This window comes from Micromonospora sp. AB353 (genome assembly GCF_049538395.1).
In the GTDB taxonomy this organism is placed as follows: domain Bacteria; phylum Actinomycetota; class Actinomycetes; order Mycobacteriales; family Micromonosporaceae; genus Micromonospora; species Micromonospora aurantiaca.
In genome coordinates this window covers 1-16,940 of the sequence record NZ_JBMVFV010000106.1, presented here as the reverse complement: position 1 = coordinate 16,940, position 16,940 = coordinate 1, and the positions used below count along the sequence as shown (strand labels likewise).

Below are 16,940 nucleotides of genomic sequence, written 5' to 3'. Positions count from 1 at the left end.
AGGTGCCCGGGACGCGCCGGCGGTACGGCCGACGGCGGCCAGGCCGGAGGCGGACCGCCGGTGGGCGGGCCCTGGTCCTCGGCCGGCTCCGCGCCTTCGGTCTGGTGGCCGAACGCGTTCCACGGGTCGCCGCTGGACATGCTGCGGGTGGCCCGGCTCAGCAGCTCGGCGTCGAAGCCGGCCGGCGCCTCGACGGCGGTCGGCTCCGGCTCGCGGGCGCCGGGTACGGCGGCCCGGCCGGCGCTGACGCCGACCGGTTCGGGACGGCGGATCACGAGCGAGGCGCCCGGGATCTCCAGGGCCGCGGTGACGCCGCCACCGGGGGTGTGGCTCAGCTGGACGCTCCAGCCGTGCCGGCGGGCCAGCCGGCCGACCACGAACAGGCCGAGCACCTCGGTCGGGGCGAGGTCGAGGCGTTCCCGCCGGGTGAACCGGGCGTTCTCCTCGGCCATCCGGTCGCCGGTCAGGCCGATGCCGTGGTCGACCACGACCAGCCGGGCTCCGCCGTCGGTCAGCTCGCCGGTCACCACCACGCGGGTGTGCGGCGGGGAGAACGAGGTGGCGTTCTCCATCAGCTCGGCGAGCGTCAGCACCAGGTCACCGGCGATGGCGGGGGCCGCCGCCACGCCGGGCGGGACCTCCACGTCCACGCGGGTGTAGTCCTCGATCTCACCGAGCGCGAGCCGGACCACGTCGGCCAGCGGGACCGGCGCCACGTGGCCGTCCGAGCCGGTCGCGCCGGAGAGCACCACCAGGCTGCCCGCGTTGCGGCGCAACCGGCTGGAGATGTGGTCGAGCCGGTACAGGTGCTCCAGGCGGCCCGGGTCGGTCTCCTGCCGTTCCAGCCGGTCGATGAGCGCGATCTGGCGGCCGACCAGGTTCTGCGTACGGCGGCCGACGTGGCCGAACATCTGCGCCACGTTGCGCCGCCCGGCGACCTGCCGCTCGACCAGCCGGGCGGCGGTGTGCTGCACCCGGTCGAACGCGCGGGCCAGGTCGCCGATCTCGTCCCGGGCGCTGACCTCCACCGGGTCGAGGCGTACCGGGGGGACCGTCTCGGACTCGTCGTCGGCGACGCGGGTCAGTTCGGCCTCGGTTACCCGGGCGACCCGTTCGGCGGAGCGGGTGAGCCGGCTCAGCGGCCGGGCCACCGTACGCGCCACGGTCATGCTCAGCAGCACCACGACGAGCAGGATCGCCCCCGCCGCGAGGCTGACCAGCCAGGCCGCGGTCAGCGCCTCCCGTTCCCGGGCACGGGTCTCCGCGATGACGTCCGCGACGACCTTCTTCTCCACGAACTGGCCCAGCGTGATCATCGACCGGGCCGAGGGGAACAGCACGTCCAGCGGCACCGGCGCGATCGCGCCGTCCGGGTCGCGGAGGCTGTCCACCAGGAACGTCGGGCTGGTCCGGGCCGCCACCGCGGCGTCGTCCAGCTGGGCCACCTTGAGCTGCTCGGGCGTGATCAGCTTGCGGAACCGCCGGTTGTCGACGTTGAGCGCCGCCATGCAGGCGACGAACGCCCGGGAGACCTGCGGATCACCAGTGGCCTTGACCAGCACGATCTGGGTGGTGCACGAGCTGAGGGCCTCGTCGACGCGCAGCAGCGCGTCGAGGGCGAGCACCTGCCGTCCGGCGGCGGTGTCGGTGTCCACCCGGAAGGGCAGCCGCAGCGCGTCGATCAGGGCGGTGTCGACCTCGCCGAACACGGTCAGGATCTGCTGCGGCGTGGCCCGGCCGGCGAGCGTGGCGTTGCGGACGTCCTCCAGCCGGCGTACCCCGTCGAGGCTCTCGCGGACGGCCGCCGGCAGCGGCTCGGCGCGCAGGTCGGCGACCCGGTCGTCGACGGTGGCCGACTTCTGGATCAGCTCGGTGCGGCTCACCCGCCGCAGCAGCAGGCCGATCGAGAGCAGACGTTCCTGCTGGAGGTCCTGGACCAGGCTGCCGACCCGGCTGGCGACGCGGACGGTCTCGGCGGTGTCGGCGGCCTGCCGGGCGGCGGTCACCCGGTCGATGACGACCGGTACGGCCAGGCCGACCATGCTGAGCAGCGGAATGATCACCAGCAGGGCGAGCTTGCCCCGGATGCGTAACCTACCGAGCAGCATCGAACGGCCTCCACCGGTCGGCGTCGCCAGCGTGTCCCACGGCGACCGGCTGGCGGTCGTCCTCGGGCACGGCGGGCGGCGGGGCGGGGTGGGCCGCCGGGGCGGCCTCGGCCGGTTCCCGGCGGGACGGGGTGGCCCGCGAGCGGTCCCGGCTCAGCGCGGCCACGTGCAGCGCGACGATGCCGGCGATCAGCAGCACCGCCGCCCCGGCGGCGATCCGGCCCAGCAGCCGGTCCCGCTCCAGGGTGTCGAGCCGTTCCCGCAGCAGCGCGTCGAGCTGGTCGAGGATGACCGTACGGAGCTGCTTGGCGGCGTTCTGCGCGCTGATCCCGGCGCTGGTGAGCTGGTCGGTGCTCGGCGCGGACCGGCCGGCGCCGGGTGCCGAGTAGACGGCGAACGTCTCCAGGGACCGCTGGTAGGTGTCCAGCGGGGTGAGCACGTTGGCGCCCAGGTCGGTGCTCTCCGAGCTGTCCACCGCCGAGCGCAGGTCGGTGACCAGGTCGGTGGCGGGACCGAGCGCGGAGACCCGCAGCTCGGCCAGCTCGGCGCCCACCCGCGCGCGCTCGGCGGCGGGGCGCTTGGCGGACAGCCGGGCCAGGTCGACGAGCCGCCCGGCCAGCACCGTCGCGGTGGGCAGGTCCCCGCCGATGCCGTCCTGGAGGAAGAACGAGTCGGAGCGGGGGTCGCGGATCAGGCCGGAGCTCTCCCGTACCTTGCGGTAGAGGGCCAGCAGCAGGTCGGACGCCTCGCCGTAGGCCCGGTACGCCGCCTCGGGGTCACCGATCCCGCGGTCCGGCAGCGCCTCCAGCTTGGCCCGCAGCCCGGCCCAGCGTTCGTGGGTGCGCAGCTCGTCGCCGATCGCGTTGTCCACCTCCGCGACGCCCTCGATGGCGGCGGTGAGCGAGGCCCGGGAGACCGCCCCCTCGGCGACGGCGATGGCCTGGGCCTCCACCAGCGTGTCGGTGACCGGCCCGAGGGCGCGCAGGTAGCGGACGCCGAGCCGCTCCCGGCTCACCAGGTCGTGGTCGTCGGCGAAGTCGCTTTCGGCCTGGATGAAGATCAGCCCGAGCGGGGCCAGCAGCGCCAGCACCAGAACCAGGGTGAGCGTACGGCCCGGTACGGCGGGCCGCCGACGGACCCGCGACGCGGGGACTGTCATGTCTTCTCCTCCGGCGACGGCGGGGCGATCGGTGCCCCGGGAGGTCGCCGTACGCAGTCCCGTGCACCGGACCGGAAAAGTAGCCGAACCGGACGTGCGTGAGACCTCAGCCGATGAGTCGGCTTCACGTCAGTCCCTTTTGGGTCACCCTGCGTCAGGGCGAAAGGTACGTAGCGTGTGATCGTGTTGCCGAGAAATGACATCGACGATGGTTTGCGCCTGTAGATGTGAATTCACATGATCCGAATACGTCCCGCTGGGATGCTCTGGACCTTTGGCGGATGACGGACGCTTCGCGACGATCGGCGCAACCGGACAGACGTACGGCGGATCTCAGCGAATGCTCAGCCGTCGGCCCGTACCGTGTGCCGCATGAGATCAACCGCCGCGCGGCTCCGGCGCGCCCTGGCCGGCCACCCGCGCCGCATCGTCGCCGCGGTGGCGGTGGTCGTCCTCGTCGCCGCCGCGCTGGTCTGGACGGCCCGGCCGCGGGGTGACGACTTCCGGACCGAGGCGGCGCTGGTGACCGTACGCTCCGGGCCGTCCGGTGACGAGCCCGTCGACCTGGACACCACGCTCTACCTGCCGGCCGGCGCCTCGTCGTCGAAGCGGGTACCGGCGGTGCTGCTGGCGCACGGCTTCGGCGGCACCAAGGACTCGGTCCGCTCGGACGCCGAGGATCTGGTCGCCCGCGGGTACGCGGTGCTCACCTGGACCGCCCGCGGCTTCGGGCGCAGCGGCGGCCAGATCCACCTGGACAATCCCGACTACGAGGTGCGGGACGCGCAGCGTCTGCTCGACCGGCTCGCCGCGCGTCCGGACATCCGCCTCGACGCGGCCGGTGACCCCCGGGTCGGTGTGGTCGGCGGCTCGTACGGCGGCGGCCTGGCCCTGCTGCTGGCCGCGCAGGACCAGCGGGTCGACGCGATCGTCCCGATGATCACCTGGAACGACCTGTCCCGCGCCTTCCTGCCGGAGAGCAGCGGCCGGCAGCCCACCGACGGCGTGTTCAAGAAGGGCTGGGCGGGCATCTTCTTCGGCGGTGGCGGGAACGCCGGCTCCGGTCCGGCCGGGCTCTCCGGGGCCACCGCCGCCGCGCCGGAGGGCGCGCCCGAGTCGGCCGGCCCGCCGAGCCCGCAGCCGGGCGCCGGGCCGGGCACCGGTTCCGGCCGCGCGCCGGCCGGCGCCGCCGACCCGTCCTGCGGGCGCTTCGCGGCCGACGTCTGCGCCGCGTACCTGCGCATCGCCACCACGGGCCGGGCCGACGCGGCGGCGGTCGAGCTGCTGCGCCGGTCGTCGCCGGCCGGCGTGCTGGACCGGATCAAGTCGCCGACGTTGCTGGTGCAGGGGGAGGCGGACACGCTGTTCCCGCTGGCCGAGGCGGACGCCAACGCCCGGGGCATCGCCGCCGCCGGCACGCCGGTGCGGGTCGCCTGGTTCACCGGCGGCCACGACGGCGGCTCCGGACCCACCTCCGACTCCGACCGGGTGAAGTTCCTGACCGCGCAGTGGCTCGACCACTACGTCAAGGGCGACGGAGCGGCCCCCGGCGACACGTTCACGTTCTCCCGGATCGCCGGCTTCGACGCGCTCGACCGGGGCCTGGTGGCCACCGGTTTCCGCACCGCCGACTATCCGGGACTGGCCGGCCAGGGCCGCCGCGAGGTGACGCTCGCCGGTCCGCCGCAGCCGGTCGCCGTACCGCCGAACGGGAACCCGGCGGCGATCTCCTCGGTGCCGTTCGCGGGGGCGCTCGGCTCGCTGCTGGACGGCGTCGCCGGTGACATCCCCGGCCAGCACGCCCGCTTCGAGTCGGCGCCGCTTGACGAGCCGGTCGACGTGGTGGGCGCGCCCACCGTGCGGATCAGGGCCGCCTCACCGACCGGCGAGGCGGTGCTGTTCGTGAAGCTCTACGACGTCGACCCGCAGGGCGCTGCCACGCTGCCGTCCGGACTGGTCGCGCCGGTGCGCCTGACCGGCCTGCCGGCCACCGTCGACGCGGCCACGCCGGTCACCGTGACGCTGCCGGGGATCGTCCGGCGGGTCGAGGCCGGGCACCGGTTGCGGCTCGTGGTGGCGACGTCGGACCAGGCGTACGCCTCGCCCGCCGAACCGGCCGTGCACACGGTGGCGCTCGCCGACGGGCCGCTGACGCTGCCCACCGTCGACTCCACGCCGATCCCGACCACCGCGACGATCTGGCGCTGGGCGCTGGCCGGCCTGCTCGCCGCGATCGTGGCCGGGCTCGTCGTGGTCGTGCTGCTCACCCGCCGCCGGCACCGCCGCCAGGACGACTCCGTGCACCCGGAGTACGGGGGCGTCCCGCTCGCCGTGCGCAACCTGCGCAAGGAGTACGCGGACGGCTTCGTCGCGGTCTCCGACGTCGACTTCGAGGTGCACCCCGGTCAGGTGGTCGGCCTGCTCGGGCCCAACGGCGCGGGCAAGACCACCACGCTGCGGGTGCTGATGGGGCTGACCCAGCCGACGGCCGGGGAGATCTACGTCTTCGGGCACCGGCTGGTGCCGGGCTCGCCGGTGCTGTCCCGGATCGGCGCGCTGGTCGAGGGGCCGGGCTTCCTGCCGCACCTGTCCGGCCTGGACAACCTCAAGGCGTACTGGCGGGCCACCGGCCGGCCGTGGGAGGACGCGCACTTCGACGAGGCGCTGGAGATCGCCGGCCTGGGCGACTCGGTGCACCGGCGGACGAAGAAGTACAGCCACGGCATGCGGCAGCGGCTGGCCATCGCCCAGGCCATGCTCGGCCTGCCCGAGTTGCTGGTGCTGGACGAGCCGACGGACGGGCTGGACCCGCCGCAGATCGCCGAGATGCGCCGGGTGCTCCAGCGGTACGCCACCGACGGCCGGGCGGTGCTGGTCTCCAGCCACCTGCTGGCCGAGGTGGAGCAGACCTGTACGCACGCGGTGGTGGTGAACAAGGGGCGGATCGTGGCGTCCGGCCCGGTGGAGGAGATCGTCGGCGAGTCGCCGAGCGTGCTGTTCGAGGTGAGCGACCCGGACGCGGCGCGGACGGTGCTCGACCGGCTCGACGGCGTGCGGGTGCTGCCCGACACCGAGGGCGGGCTGGTGGTCGACACCAACGGCACCGCCCGCAGCGAGGTGGTGGCCGAACTGGTCCGCGCCGGTATCGGGGTGGACCGGGTGGTGCCCCGGCGCCGCCTGGAGGACGCGTTCCTCGCCCTGGTGGGCGAGAACTCTCGGGGAAGCGGGGACCGGTGATGGCGGGTTCGTCTGTGGCATCGTCGCCTGGCGGCGGCACGTCCGGTACGCCGGCGCCGGGCGCGGGCGGTGCGGCTGCCGGTTACCGGCCCTCGGCCACGCTCCCGTTCGCCGCGGAGTTCCGGCGGCAGGCGTCGCGCCGGCGTACCCAGCTCGCGCTGGGGTTCATGGTGCTGCTGCCGCTGATCATCCTGGTGGCGTTCCAGTTCGACGCCGGCGACGACGACGGCGGCGGGCGGGGCGAGTTCTCCAGCCTGGCCGACCTGGCCACCTCGGGCGGGCTCAACTTCACCCTGTTCTCGATCCTGGTGTCCGCGTCGTTCCTGCTGGTCGTGGTGGTGGCGCTGTTCTGCGGCGACACGGTGGCGAGCGAGGCGAGCTGGGGCAGCCTGCGCTACCTGCTGGCGGTGCCGGTGCCCCGGGCCCGGCTGCTCGCGGTGAAGCTGGTGGTCGCGCTCGCGTACTCCGGGCTGGCTCTGCTGTTGCTCGCCGGCACCGCGCTGCTCGCCGGCACGCTGCGGTACGGCTGGAAGCCGCTGAGCAGCCAGGTCTCGGCCGAGCTGGCGCCGGCCGACGGGTTGCTGCGGCTGCTCGGCGTGCTCGGCTATCTCGCGGTCGTGCTGCTGGTGGTGGCCGGGCTGGCGTTCCTGCTGTCGGTGACCACCGACGCCGCGCTAGGTGCGGTCGGCGGGGCGGTGCTGCTGTGGATCCTGTCCAGCATCCTGGACCAGATCACCGCGCTGGGCGGGCTGCGTAACCTGCTGCCGACCCACTACAGCAGCGCGTGGCTGGGGTTGCTGTCCACGCCGATGCAGACAGACGACGTGGTGAAGGGTGCGTTCTCGGCGGTCGTCTACGCCACGCTGTTCTGGGGTCTGGCCTTCTGGCGCTTCACCCGCAAGGACGTCACGAGCTGAGGTGACCGTACGGGGTCGCCGCGGGGCGGCCGGGCCCATATCATGGGAGCGTTCCCACGAGATTGTCCCGCCTGCAAAGATATCGATTAACATCAATCGATAGTCCCGCCATCCTGGACGGCGTCCGCCACCCGTACCAGGAGGTTTCCCATGATCCCGGCACAGCTGAAGGCCCCCGTGCTGTCCCTGTTCCGCATCGTCACCGGCCTGCTCTTCCTCTGCCACGGCGCCGCTTCGATATTCGGCGTCTTCGGCGGCAACCCGGCCACCGGTGGCGCCGTCCCGTTCGCCACCTGGCCCGGCTGGTGGGCGGCGCTGATCCAGCTCGTCTGCGGCGCGCTGGTGCTCGTCGGCCTGTTCACCCGGCCGGCCGCGCTGCTCGCCTCCGGCTCGATGGCGTACGCGTACTTCGTGGTGCACCAGCCGCACCACCTGATGCCGATGCAGAACGGCGGCGAGCTGGCCGCGCTCTTCTGCTGGTCGTTCCTGCTGGTCGCGGTGCTCGGCCCGGGCAACTGGGCGCTCGACGCGCTGCTGGCCCGCCGCAACGCCGTCCCGGCTGAGCCCGCCGCCACGCCGGCCTCGGTCCCGGTCTGAGCGTCCGCGCCGAACCAGATCCCGGTCGGGGCGCTCCCGTGCCGGGTTCTGGTGCTACAGCGGATTGACCGGCGGCGTCGTGGGCGGCGGTGGGGCGGCCGGCGTGGGCGTGCCGGCCGGACCGGGCTCCCGGCGCTTCCACGCGCTGACGCCCAGCCGGCCGGTGTTGCCGAGGTCGATCGGCCCGTCCAGGGCGACCGGGTACGCCGGCCGGCCGGCCACCGGCGCGACGTCGAGTTCGGTGCCGTTCGTCGCCACCACTGTCGGGTCGGTGACCAGGTTCCGCCAGATCAACGCCGCGCCGGCCCGCTCGCCGGGGGCGAGCACGATCCGGGTGGGCGGGTGGTCGAAGCCGGAGGTGATCGGCTCGGCGCCCGGGACGATCCGCACCTCGATCGGGTCGCCGTCGGCGTCCCGGAGCGTGACCGCCGGATAGCCGCGCAGCTCGTACGGCCGGTCGCCGCAGTTGAGCAGGTCCAGGCCCATCGCCCGCAGTCCCATCGCGGCGCTCACGCCCAGCTCGGTGATCGCGATGCCCTCGGGGGAGCAGGTGGCGGCGGGTGCCGGCTCGGCCGTGGGGGCGCCCGGTCGCGGCGGCACCGTGGTCAGTGGGTCGACACCGGTGAGCGGCGGGTCGGGCAGCCGCCCGTCGGCAGGCCCCTGCGCCGGGGCGCAGGCGGTCAGCAGCGCTACGCCGGTGAGGGCGCCGATCAGGCGCGCCGGTCTCCGCATCCGGCGATCATGCCACTCCGTTGCGCCGGCCGGCGGCCCACAGCGTGGGAACCCGAGGTGGCGCAGCCGTGAGCAGCGCATAGACTCGGCGGCACAACTGAATACCTCATCCAGAGGGGCTGAGGGATACGGCCCGACGACGCCCCGGCAACCACCCGCACGCTCGACGACGAGCGACAGCGGGCAGGTGCCAATTCCGTCCCCGCCGCACCCGGCGATGCGGGGAAAGATGAGAGGAACTCCTCGACATGACGTCGACGCTTCCCGTCGCCACCGGTATCGACACCACCCTCAGCCCGGCCCGCGCCCTGGTCTGCCGCGCCTGTTCGGCGCGCTACCCCCTGGCCGCCCAGCACGCCTGTTACGAGTGCTTCGGGCCGCTGGAGGTCGACTACGACACCGCCGCGCTCGCCACCGTCAGCCGGGAGCAGATCGAGGCCGGTCCGGCGAACATCTGGCGGTACGCGGCACTGCTGCCCGCCGGCCAGGACCCGGGCACCCGGGTCACGCTCGACCCGGGGCTGACCCCGCTGGTCGCCGCCCCGAACCTCGCCGCCGAGCTGGGACTCACCGCGCCGCTGTGGGTCAAGGACGACAGCGCGAACCCCACCCACTCGTTCAAGGACCGGGTCGTCTCGGTGGCGCTCACGGCCGCCAGGGCGCTCGGCTTCACCCGCTACGCCTGCGCCTCCACCGGCAACCTCGCCAACTCCGTCGCCGCGCACGCGGCCCGGGCCGGCGTGCCGTCTGTCGTCTTCATCCCCGGCGACCTGGAGCAGGGCAAGGTCGTCACCACCGCCGTCTACGGCGGCGACCTGGTCGCCATCGACGGCTCGTACGACGACGTGAACCGGCTCTGCGGCGAACTGGTCGAGACCGACGAGTTCGAGGACACCGCGTTCGTCAACGTGAACGTGCGGCCCTACTACGCCGAGGGCTCCAAGACGCTCGGCTACGAGGTGGCCGAGCAGCTCGGCTGGCGGATCCCGGCCCAGGTGGTCATCCCGATGGCCAGCGGCGAGCTGCTCACCAAGATCGACAAGGCGTTCACCGAACTGGTCGAGATCGGGCTGGTCGAGGCGCCGGCCGGTGGCTGGAAGGTGTTCGGCGCGCAGTCGGCCGGCTGCAACCCGATCGCCACCGCGCTGCACGGCGACACCGACACGATCACGCCGGTCAAGCCGGCCGGCATCGCGAAGTCGCTGAACATCGGCGACCCGGCCGCCGGGCTGTACGCGCTGGAGGCGGTGCGCCGTACCGGCGGCTGGATGGACTACGCCGACGACGACGAGATCCGCGCCGGCATCCGCCTGCTCGCCCGCACCGCAGGGGTGTTCGCCGAGACGGCCGGTGGCGTGACGGTCGCCGTGCTGCGCAAGCTGGTCGAGTCGGGCCGGCTCGACCCGTCCGCCGAGACGGTGGTGTTCAACACCGGCGAGGGCCTGAAGACGCTCGACGCGGTGGCCGCCCAGGTCGGTCCCACCCATCGCATCAAGCCCAGCCTCCGAGCCGCCCGCGACGCCGGCCTCCTGACCTGACCGCCCGGCCCCGCCGCCCCTTGCCCCGCCGCCTGTGCGGTGATCAAGGAGAAAGTGTCGCCGGACGTGCCGTTTCAGGACACGAACTCCTTGATCACCGCCGTGGGCGGAGCGGGCGGGGCAGGCAGGCCGAGTGGGGGAGGTGGGGCTCGCCCGGGTGGGGGATCGGGTGAGACCGGTGGGTAACCGGTGATGTGCGGTGAGTGCCAGAAAACCGCCCTCAAGGACTTGACGGCAGGAACCGGACGGCGCAAGATGCTTCGTGCGGGAGGGCATCCGCCGGAGACTTTTCAAGTTCTTGCGACCCAACGCCGGAGGCGTTGTGCGGACGTCCCTCCCGACCAACGTCCGAAGAGGCCAGCGGAAAACCGCTGGCCTCTTCGCTGTGTCCGGCGCACCCTCGGTGGCATGACGCTCACCGTGACGCCGTTGGATCCCGCCGACCGGCAGACGCTCGACGCGGTGTACCGGATCGCGTGCGCGGCACGAGCCGTCGACGAGCCGGATCTGCCCGACCCCTGCCGGCGGCGGTTCGAGGCGCCGCTGTGGCACCCGATGCCCGGCATCGACACGCGCTGGCTGGTGGCCCGCCTCGACGGGACGCCCGTCGGGTGGCTCCGGCTCTACCTGCACACGATCGACAACACCGAGAACGCCAGCGTCGAACTGATTGTCGACCCGGCGTACCGGCGGCAGGGCATCGGGCGCACGCTGCACGAGCACGGCGTCCGGCTGCTGCGGGAGCACGGCGGCAAACGACTCGTCGGCTCCACCGTCGCCGCGCTGCCCGGCGAGGAAGGGCGGGTCTTTCCCGGTGCCGCGTTCGCCGCCGCCACGGGCGCGATACCGGCGCTGGCCGACGTCCGCCGCCGCCTCGACGTGGCCGGGCTCGACCGCGACCGGCTCGCCGCGTCACTCGCCGAGGCCCGCACCGCGGCGACCGGCTACCTTCCGGTGCGGTGGCGCGACCACACGCCCGAGGAGTACGTCGCGGACGTCGCCTACCTGGAGGGCCGGCTGCTGCTCGACGCGCCGATGGGCGAGCTGGGCTGGGAGCCGGAGCAGATGGACGCGGCGCGGGTGCGGGACGCGGAGCGGGCGCTCGATGCCCGGGGCGTACGCCGCTACAACACCGGGGTGGTGCACGAGGCGACCGGCCGGCTGGTCGGGTGGACCCAGCTCGGCCTGGACGCGAGCAGCACCGACCATGCCTGGCAGGAGATCACCCTCGTCGACCCCGGCCACCGCGGCCACCGGCTCGGCCTGCTCTGCAAGGCCGGGAACCTGGCGTACGCGCTGGCGCACGAACCGGCGTTGCGGGCCGTCGACACCTGGAACGCGGCCGCGAACCGGCACATGATCGCGATCAACGAACGGCTCGGCTTCCGCCCGGCCGCCGGCTCGATCGACTGGCAGTTGACGACGTCCGCCAAGCGCGATCACGTGCCCTGAAGCGACCGTCCGGCGCGGCGGCTACCCAGCCGCGCGGAGCCGTGCGCTGAGCTCCGTGATCGCCGCGTGGAAGTCGTCGTCCGGCTCGAAGCGATGCCCCTTGACCGCCGGTGGCACGGTGTCGGTCGGCGGGATCAGAAGGCCGCGCGGGTCCCGTACGCGCCGATCGACCCGGCCGGCCGGATACACCGGCGAGGCACCCGGGAACACCGGACCCCCGATCGGGTCGGTGCGCCGCCACAGGTTGATCCAGCGCCAGCCGATCCGCTCGCCCACCTCGTGCAGTTGCCGTTCGTTGACGTACGCCGGGAAGATCCGGGCGTACAGGCGCGTCAGCGGAGTGACGTAGGTGAGCAGAGCGAGTCGGCGCAGGCGGTCCGGGGGGAGTTGGAGTACGGTCGCGGCGGCCAGCACGCTGCCGTGGCTCTGAGCCGCCAGGATGACGCCGTCTCCCTCGGCGATCAGGGTGCGGATTCGTCGGTTCAGATCCGGCACGACCCGCTCGGCGTAGCAGGGTGGCGCCAGAGGATGCGTCGCCCGTGGCCAGAACGTGGCCAGTTCCCAGAGCACCGCGATCATCCGTCCGGCCGGGGACCGGGGGCCGCGCAGACCGATCACCACGAGGACGACCGCGAGCCATACGATCAAAAAGGTGCCCAGGTCGGTCACGAAGGCTGTCGGTAGGCCCAGCTTGGGCCCGCCCAGCTTCAGGGCCAGCTGGCCCGGCCCGCCGTACCACGGTGATAACCCCGCCGCGCCGAGGGTCAGCAGCACAAGGGCCGCGTACGTCGTCAGCAGTGGCGCGCCGAGCCGGTCGGAGAGCCAGGAGCGGACGATGGCCTGCCGGGCCGCGCGTACCCGCTCCGGTGGCACCCGGGGGACCTCCGGGAACTCCTGTCGGACCAGTTCCTCCGCGGCCCGCAGCCGGCGGGTCCGGCCGAGTCGGCCGCCGGCCAGCGCCAGCAGTGCCACCACGGGCAGCGCCAGCGAGATTCCCAGGATCACCCAGCGGAAGGCGGCGGGCGGCCACAGCGGCGGCGCTCCCGGCGGCAGCGGGCGGGCCAGGGTCGGTTCCGACCCCCGGTCGAGATACCCGGCCAGCAGGAAGTTCACCGCCGCGGAGTATGCCACCGCCATCCCGACGGCGACCGTCGCGAGCACCGGCGCGCCCAGCCCGAGAACCATGATGTGCGGCCGGATCGAGGGCCGCCTTCCCTGCACGGCCGCCCTCACCCCGAGCACCGTCACCAGGACGAGCTGAGCGACGAACAGGGCGGAGAGCATCTCTTCCGAGCCGGGCAGGGTCTCCTGCGCTCGCCACGAGGGGCGCGGCATCAGCGCGTAGGCCAGGGCCAGGGCCGTGAGCCCGATGGCGGCCAGCCGTACCGAATTGACGATGATCTCGCCGCCCGGCCCGGTGCCGCGCTGCTCGACGAATGGGCGACAGAGCGCCGCGAGCGCGACGGCGAGCAGCGCCGCGTCGACGGCCAGCAGCGCGTACCCGATGGGGGACCGGTCGTGTCCGGCGACCGGAAGCAGGAGCGCGACGTCCAGCGTGCCGAGCGCGATGCCGACGTGCAGCGAACGCAGGCGGCGCAGCAGCGCCCGAGTGTCCCAGAAGGCCGGCTCATCCAGTCGGTCCGCGCCCACCCCCTGGGCGATGCCGCGGGCGTCCTCCGGGAGTTGCCAGCTCCGGGCGCTCAGTCGCCACAGCACGGCGATCCCGGCAATCGGCACGATCGCCAGGATCGCCAGCCGGGCGCCGACCGGCACGCCGGCGAGCCAGGACACCCACCGCCGTGCCTCCACGCACCGGTCGTAGGCGGCGCACTGCCAGGCGACCAGGTCGAGGGAGACACCGACGAGGGAGAGCACGTACATGGCGGTCAGGGTCGCGGCCAGCAGCCGGCAGAGAGCGCGGTTCGCCGCCCCCTCCCGTCCGGCCGCCGGCAGCATCCAGACCGCGATGTTCGCGAGCATGAACGGCAGCAACAGGACCAGCAGCAGGGTCCGGCGGGCCCGGCCACCGGCGAGCGGTCCCCAGCGGTACGCCTCCAGCGTCACCCCGCCCGGGCCGGTCGGATCGCCGAAGCCCGGCCGGGGACGGTAGAACCCCGCGTTCGCGTCCCCGGCCACCCGGACCACGATCGGGCGGTCGAGGATTGCCTCGGGGCCGCGGTCGGCGACCCCGTGTACCCGGACCTCTGTTATCCGCATCGGTACCACCCGTCGTCGTCGCCGGTGCGGCATACCCGACGTGCGGTGTGCTACGCCCTGCCCGGTCACGACCGCGGACAATCTCCAGTTGTGACACGCCCCTACTGATCTGGTGCCTTCCTGTTGCATGATGGCGGGCATGACGGAGACCCCGCACCCCCTGTACGACAGGCACCGCGAGACCCTCGACCGGGCGCTGACCGCCATCGCGGAGCGCGGGTACTGGTCGGCCTACCCCGAGTCGCCCAGCCCCCGGGTGTACGGCGAGACCGCCGCCGCCGACGGCAAGGCCGCCTTCGAGGCGTACCTGGGCGGGGACTTCCCGCTCGACCAGGCCGGTGACGGCACCGGCGTGGCCACCGAGGTCAGCCCGTTCGGGGTGGCGCTGGACGTGCGCTACCCGCACGCCGGCGCCGACCAGCTGGTGTCCGCCGCGAGCGCCGCGCTGCCCGCCTGGCGCGACGCGGGCCCGCAGGCCCGCGCCGGTGTCTGCCTGGAGATCCTGGACACGCTGCACAAGAACATCTTCGAGCTGGCGAACGCGGTGCAGTTCACCAGCGGCCAGGCGTTCGTGATGGCGTTCCAGGCCGGTGGCGCGCACGCGCTGGACCGGGCCCTGGAGGCGGTCGCCTACGCGTACGCCGAGATGACCCGCCACCCGGGGACCGCCGGCTGGGAGAAGGCCGCCGGCAAGGGCGACCCGCTGCGGATGGCCAAGACGTTCCACGTGGTGCCGCGCGGGGTCGCGCTGGTCATCGGCTGCAACACGTTCCCGACCTGGAACTCGTACCCCGGTCTGTTCGCCTCGCTGGCCACCGGCAACCCGGTGGTCGTGAAGCCGCACCCGCGCGCCGTACTGCCGCTGGCGATCACCGTCAAGTACGCCCGCCAGGTGCTCGCCGAGGCCGGCTTCGACCCGAACCTGGTGCAGCTCGCCCCCGAGACCGACGGCGAGAAGCTCGCCACCACGCTGGCCCTGCACCCGGCCGTCAAGATCGTCGACTTCACCGGCTCCACCGAGTACGGCGACTGGCTGGAGGCGAACGCCCGGCAGGCCGCCGTCTACACCGAGAAGGCCGGCCTGAACACGGTGGTGATCGACTCCACCGACGACTTCGCCGGGCTCTGCCGCAACCTCGGCTTCACGCTGACGCTGTACAGCGGCCAGATGTGCACCACCTCGCAGAACCTGCTGATCCCGCGCGACGGCATCTCCACCGACCAGGGGCACAAGAGCTTCGACGAGGTGGCGGCCGGGATCGCCGGCGCGGTCGCCAAGCTGACCGCCGACCCGGCCCGGGGCGTCGAGCTGACCGGCGCGATCGTCAACGACGGCGTGCTGGAGCGGCTGGAGGAGGTCACCAAGGTCGGCGAGCCGGTGCTGGAGTCGCGCACCGTCGAGCACCCGTCGTTCCCCGGGGCGGTGGTGCGTACGCCGACCGTGGTGAAGCTCGACGCGTCCGACACCGCGACCTACTCACGGGAGTGGTTCGGGCCGATCTCGTTCGCCATCGCCACCGACTCGACCGAGCACAGCCTGCGCATCCTGCGCGAGACGGTGGGGGAGAAGGGCGCGCTCACAGCGGGCGTCTACTCCACCGACGAGGCGGTGCTGGACGCGGCCGAGGCGGCGGCGGTCGACGCCGGGGTGCACCTGTCCTGCAACCTGACCGGCGGGGTGTTCGTCAACCAGTCGGCGGCGTTCTCCGACTTCCACGGCTCGGGCGCGAACGCGGCGGCCAACTCGGCGCTGACCGACGGCGCGTACGTGGCCAACCGGTTCCGCATCGTGCAGAGCCGCCGGCACGTCTGAGAAGGAGGGGCCCCTTCTTAACGCCTCCGGTAGAGGAGGGGCCCCTTGTTAACGCGCGGGGCGCGCGGGCTCAGGCGGGCCGGCGCATCTGGAGTTCGTACAGGCCGGTGATCCGGGGGTGCGGCACCCGTACCCCGGTGTCCACGAAGCCCAGCTTCTGATAGGCCCGGTAGGCGCGGTCGTTGCCGACCACCACCTCCATCATCAGTTCGGGCCGCCCGCAGGCGCGCGACCAGGCCGCCACCTCGTCGACGAGCGCCGCCAGCAGCCCGGTACCCCGCCGCGCCGGCGTCACGTAGACCGCGTAGACGAGCGTCAGGCCCGGTTCGTCCGGCGCCGCGACGCCGCCGGCGTGGCCGACCAGACGGCCGCCCGGATCGGCCACGAACTGCGCGTTGTGGTCGCCCCGGGAGACGGCCGCGACCCGGGCCGCGAACTCCGTGTGCGGCAGAGCGGCGGCCTCGGCCACGGTCTCCAGGAACGCCAGCGGAGAGTCGGCCAGCATCTCCAACCGGAGCGCCCGCATCCGGGCGGCGTCGGTCGGCCGTACCCGGTGGACGGTGATCGTGGTGCGCACGCTGGTCATGCCGCATGCATACCGGACGGCCCGGTGCGCGCGTGGGACAGGGCCGTGCGACGCCCGGAATATGCCCGATTTGTGGTCGTGCGCCGCCGTCACGCCTCGTGTAGCGTGCGATTTCGGTCACCGAATTCAGCGTTACCGATCGCTGGGCCGGTGCGCCGCCGGTGCCGGTCCGCCGGTCTCCGGGTCTTGGAACGCCGCGCAGAGTGAGGAAGTGCACCGTGGCACAGGGCACCGTGAAGTGGTTCAACGCCGAGAAGGGCTACGGCTTCATCGCCGTCGACGGCGGGCAGGACGTCTTCGTCCACTTCTCCGCGATCGAGATGGACGGCTACAAGGCGCTCGACGACGGCCAGCGCGTCGAGTTCGAGATCGCGCAGGGGCAGAAGGGCCCGCAGGCCGAGCGGGTCCGCGTCATCGCCTGATCTGCGGCGGGCGGTGCTCCGTGACCGGGCCCCGGACCCGGGGGGCTGCGTCGCGGCTGGCCACCATGGAAGATCATGAGCCGTTCCAGCCGTAGTCGCTGAGGAGGGCCCATGTCCGATCTGCCCCCGTCGGGTTCCACCGAGCCGGTGCCGCCGGCGTCG

The 16,940-nt window shown here is 73.5% G+C and carries 12 protein-coding genes and 1 riboswitch; of the genes, 7 read left to right on the top strand and 5 right to left on the bottom strand.

Translation table 11 applies throughout. The features are described from left to right. Both ACPCK6_RS27085 and ACPCK6_RS27080 read right to left on the bottom strand, forming a co-directional pair. Positions 1-2,108, bottom strand: a 2,108-nt coding sequence (locus tag ACPCK6_RS27085; protein ID WP_423482599.1) for a sensor histidine kinase, incomplete at its 3' end; no start/stop codon positions are given. Continuing rightward, positions 2,095-3,267: a hypothetical protein gene (locus ACPCK6_RS27080; protein WP_396880952.1), complete on the bottom strand. Its 1,173-nt coding sequence runs from the start codon at positions 3,265-3,267 to the stop codon at positions 2,095-2,097. The genes ACPCK6_RS27085 and ACPCK6_RS27080, both read right to left, overlap by 14 nt. Before the next feature lie 372 nt (positions 3,268-3,639). Here ACPCK6_RS27080 and ACPCK6_RS27075 point away from each other — a divergent pair, with 372 nt between their 5' ends. From ACPCK6_RS27075 to ACPCK6_RS27065, 3 genes are all read left to right on the top strand, one after another. Then, positions 3,640-6,504, top strand: a complete 2,865-nt coding sequence (locus ACPCK6_RS27075) for an alpha/beta fold hydrolase (RefSeq protein WP_423482598.1) — start codon at positions 3,640-3,642, stop codon at positions 6,502-6,504. Next, positions 6,504-7,421, top strand: a complete 918-nt coding sequence (locus tag ACPCK6_RS27070) for a DUF2705 family protein (protein ID WP_318335892.1) — start codon at positions 6,504-6,506, stop codon at positions 7,419-7,421. Before ACPCK6_RS27075 ends, ACPCK6_RS27070 begins: the two co-directional genes overlap by 1 nt. 150 nt (positions 7,422-7,571) lie before the next feature. Further along, the gene (locus tag ACPCK6_RS27065) at positions 7,572-8,018 is read left to right on the top strand and encodes a DoxX family protein (RefSeq protein WP_396880954.1); all 447 of its coding nucleotides are present in this window, start codon (positions 7,572-7,574) and stop codon (positions 8,016-8,018) included. A 54-nt stretch (positions 8,019-8,072) separates the two neighbouring features. Here the strand turns inward: ACPCK6_RS27065 and ACPCK6_RS27060 are convergent, their stop codons facing one another. Then, positions 8,073-8,750 (bottom strand): DUF4232 domain-containing protein, encoded by a 678-nt coding sequence (locus ACPCK6_RS27060; protein ID WP_423482597.1) that lies wholly within the window; start codon positions 8,748-8,750, stop codon positions 8,073-8,075. Positions 8,751-8,853: 103 nt separating this feature from the next. Continuing rightward, a riboswitch (SAM riboswitch) is annotated at positions 8,854-8,986 on the top strand. Positions 8,987-8,998: 12 nt separating this feature from the next. Between ACPCK6_RS27060 and thrC the strand changes: the two genes are divergently transcribed. Beyond that, complete coding sequence (gene thrC / locus ACPCK6_RS27055; RefSeq protein ID WP_423482596.1) at positions 8,999-10,288, top strand: threonine synthase; 1,290 nt, start codon at positions 8,999-9,001, stop codon at positions 10,286-10,288. 408 nt (positions 10,289-10,696) lie between these two features. After that, on the top strand, positions 10,697-11,740 hold the full coding sequence (locus ACPCK6_RS27050) for a GNAT family N-acetyltransferase (protein ID WP_423482595.1): 1,044 nt from the start codon (positions 10,697-10,699) through the stop codon (positions 11,738-11,740). 21 nt (positions 11,741-11,761) lie between these two features. On the opposite strand, the gene ACPCK6_RS27045 is transcribed toward ACPCK6_RS27050, so the two are convergent. Then, positions 11,762-13,957 carry a hypothetical protein gene (locus ACPCK6_RS27045; RefSeq protein WP_423482594.1) on the bottom strand — a complete coding sequence of 732 codons (2,196 nt, stop codon included), beginning with the start codon at positions 13,955-13,957 and terminating at the stop codon, positions 11,762-11,764. 139 nt (positions 13,958-14,096) lie between these two features. Here ACPCK6_RS27045 and paaN point away from each other — a divergent pair, with 139 nt between their 5' ends. Next, a complete protein-coding gene (gene paaN, locus ACPCK6_RS27040) occupies positions 14,097-15,770 on the top strand; it encodes a phenylacetic acid degradation protein PaaN (RefSeq protein ID WP_423482593.1) in 1,674 nt (557 codons plus the stop codon). Between the two features lie 70 nt (positions 15,771-15,840). On the opposite strand, the gene ACPCK6_RS27035 is transcribed toward paaN, so the two are convergent. Then, entirely contained in the window at positions 15,841-16,356 is a 516-nt protein-coding gene (locus ACPCK6_RS27035) for a GNAT family N-acetyltransferase (protein ID WP_423482592.1), read from the bottom strand. 218 nt (positions 16,357-16,574) lie between these two features. On the opposite strand from ACPCK6_RS27035, the gene ACPCK6_RS27030 reads away from it, so the two are divergent. Further along, positions 16,575-16,778 (top strand): cold-shock protein, encoded by a 204-nt coding sequence (locus tag ACPCK6_RS27030; RefSeq protein WP_013288855.1) that lies wholly within the window; start codon positions 16,575-16,577, stop codon positions 16,776-16,778. The last annotated feature ends 162 nt before the right edge of the window (positions 16,779-16,940 follow it).

What these genes read in the sequence shown, in the direction of transcription:
- ACPCK6_RS27045 (WP_423482594.1), bottom strand. Translation starts at nt 13,957, where the DNA reads ATGCGGATAACAGAGGTCCGGGTACACGGGGTCGCCGACCGCGGCCCC.
- thrC (WP_423482596.1), top strand. Translation starts at nt 8,999, where the DNA reads ATGACGTCGACGCTTCCCGTCGCCACCGGTATCGACACCACCCTCAGC.
- ACPCK6_RS27075 (WP_423482598.1), top strand. Translation starts at nt 3,640, where the DNA reads ATGAGATCAACCGCCGCGCGGCTCCGGCGCGCCCTGGCCGGCCACCCG.
- paaN (WP_423482593.1), top strand. Translation starts at nt 14,097, where the DNA reads ATGACGGAGACCCCGCACCCCCTGTACGACAGGCACCGCGAGACCCTC.
- ACPCK6_RS27050 (WP_423482595.1), top strand. Translation starts at nt 10,697, where the DNA reads ATGACGCTCACCGTGACGCCGTTGGATCCCGCCGACCGGCAGACGCTC.
- ACPCK6_RS27060 (WP_423482597.1), bottom strand. Translation starts at nt 8,750, where the DNA reads ATGCGGAGACCGGCGCGCCTGATCGGCGCCCTCACCGGCGTAGCGCTG.
- ACPCK6_RS27070 (WP_318335892.1), top strand. Translation starts at nt 6,504, where the DNA reads ATGGCGGGTTCGTCTGTGGCATCGTCGCCTGGCGGCGGCACGTCCGGT.
- ACPCK6_RS27080 (WP_396880952.1), bottom strand. Translation starts at nt 3,267, where the DNA reads ATGACAGTCCCCGCGTCGCGGGTCCGTCGGCGGCCCGCCGTACCGGGC.
- ACPCK6_RS27035 (WP_423482592.1), bottom strand. Translation starts at nt 16,356, where the DNA reads ATGACCAGCGTGCGCACCACGATCACCGTCCACCGGGTACGGCCGACC.
- ACPCK6_RS27065 (WP_396880954.1), top strand. Translation starts at nt 7,572, where the DNA reads ATGATCCCGGCACAGCTGAAGGCCCCCGTGCTGTCCCTGTTCCGCATC.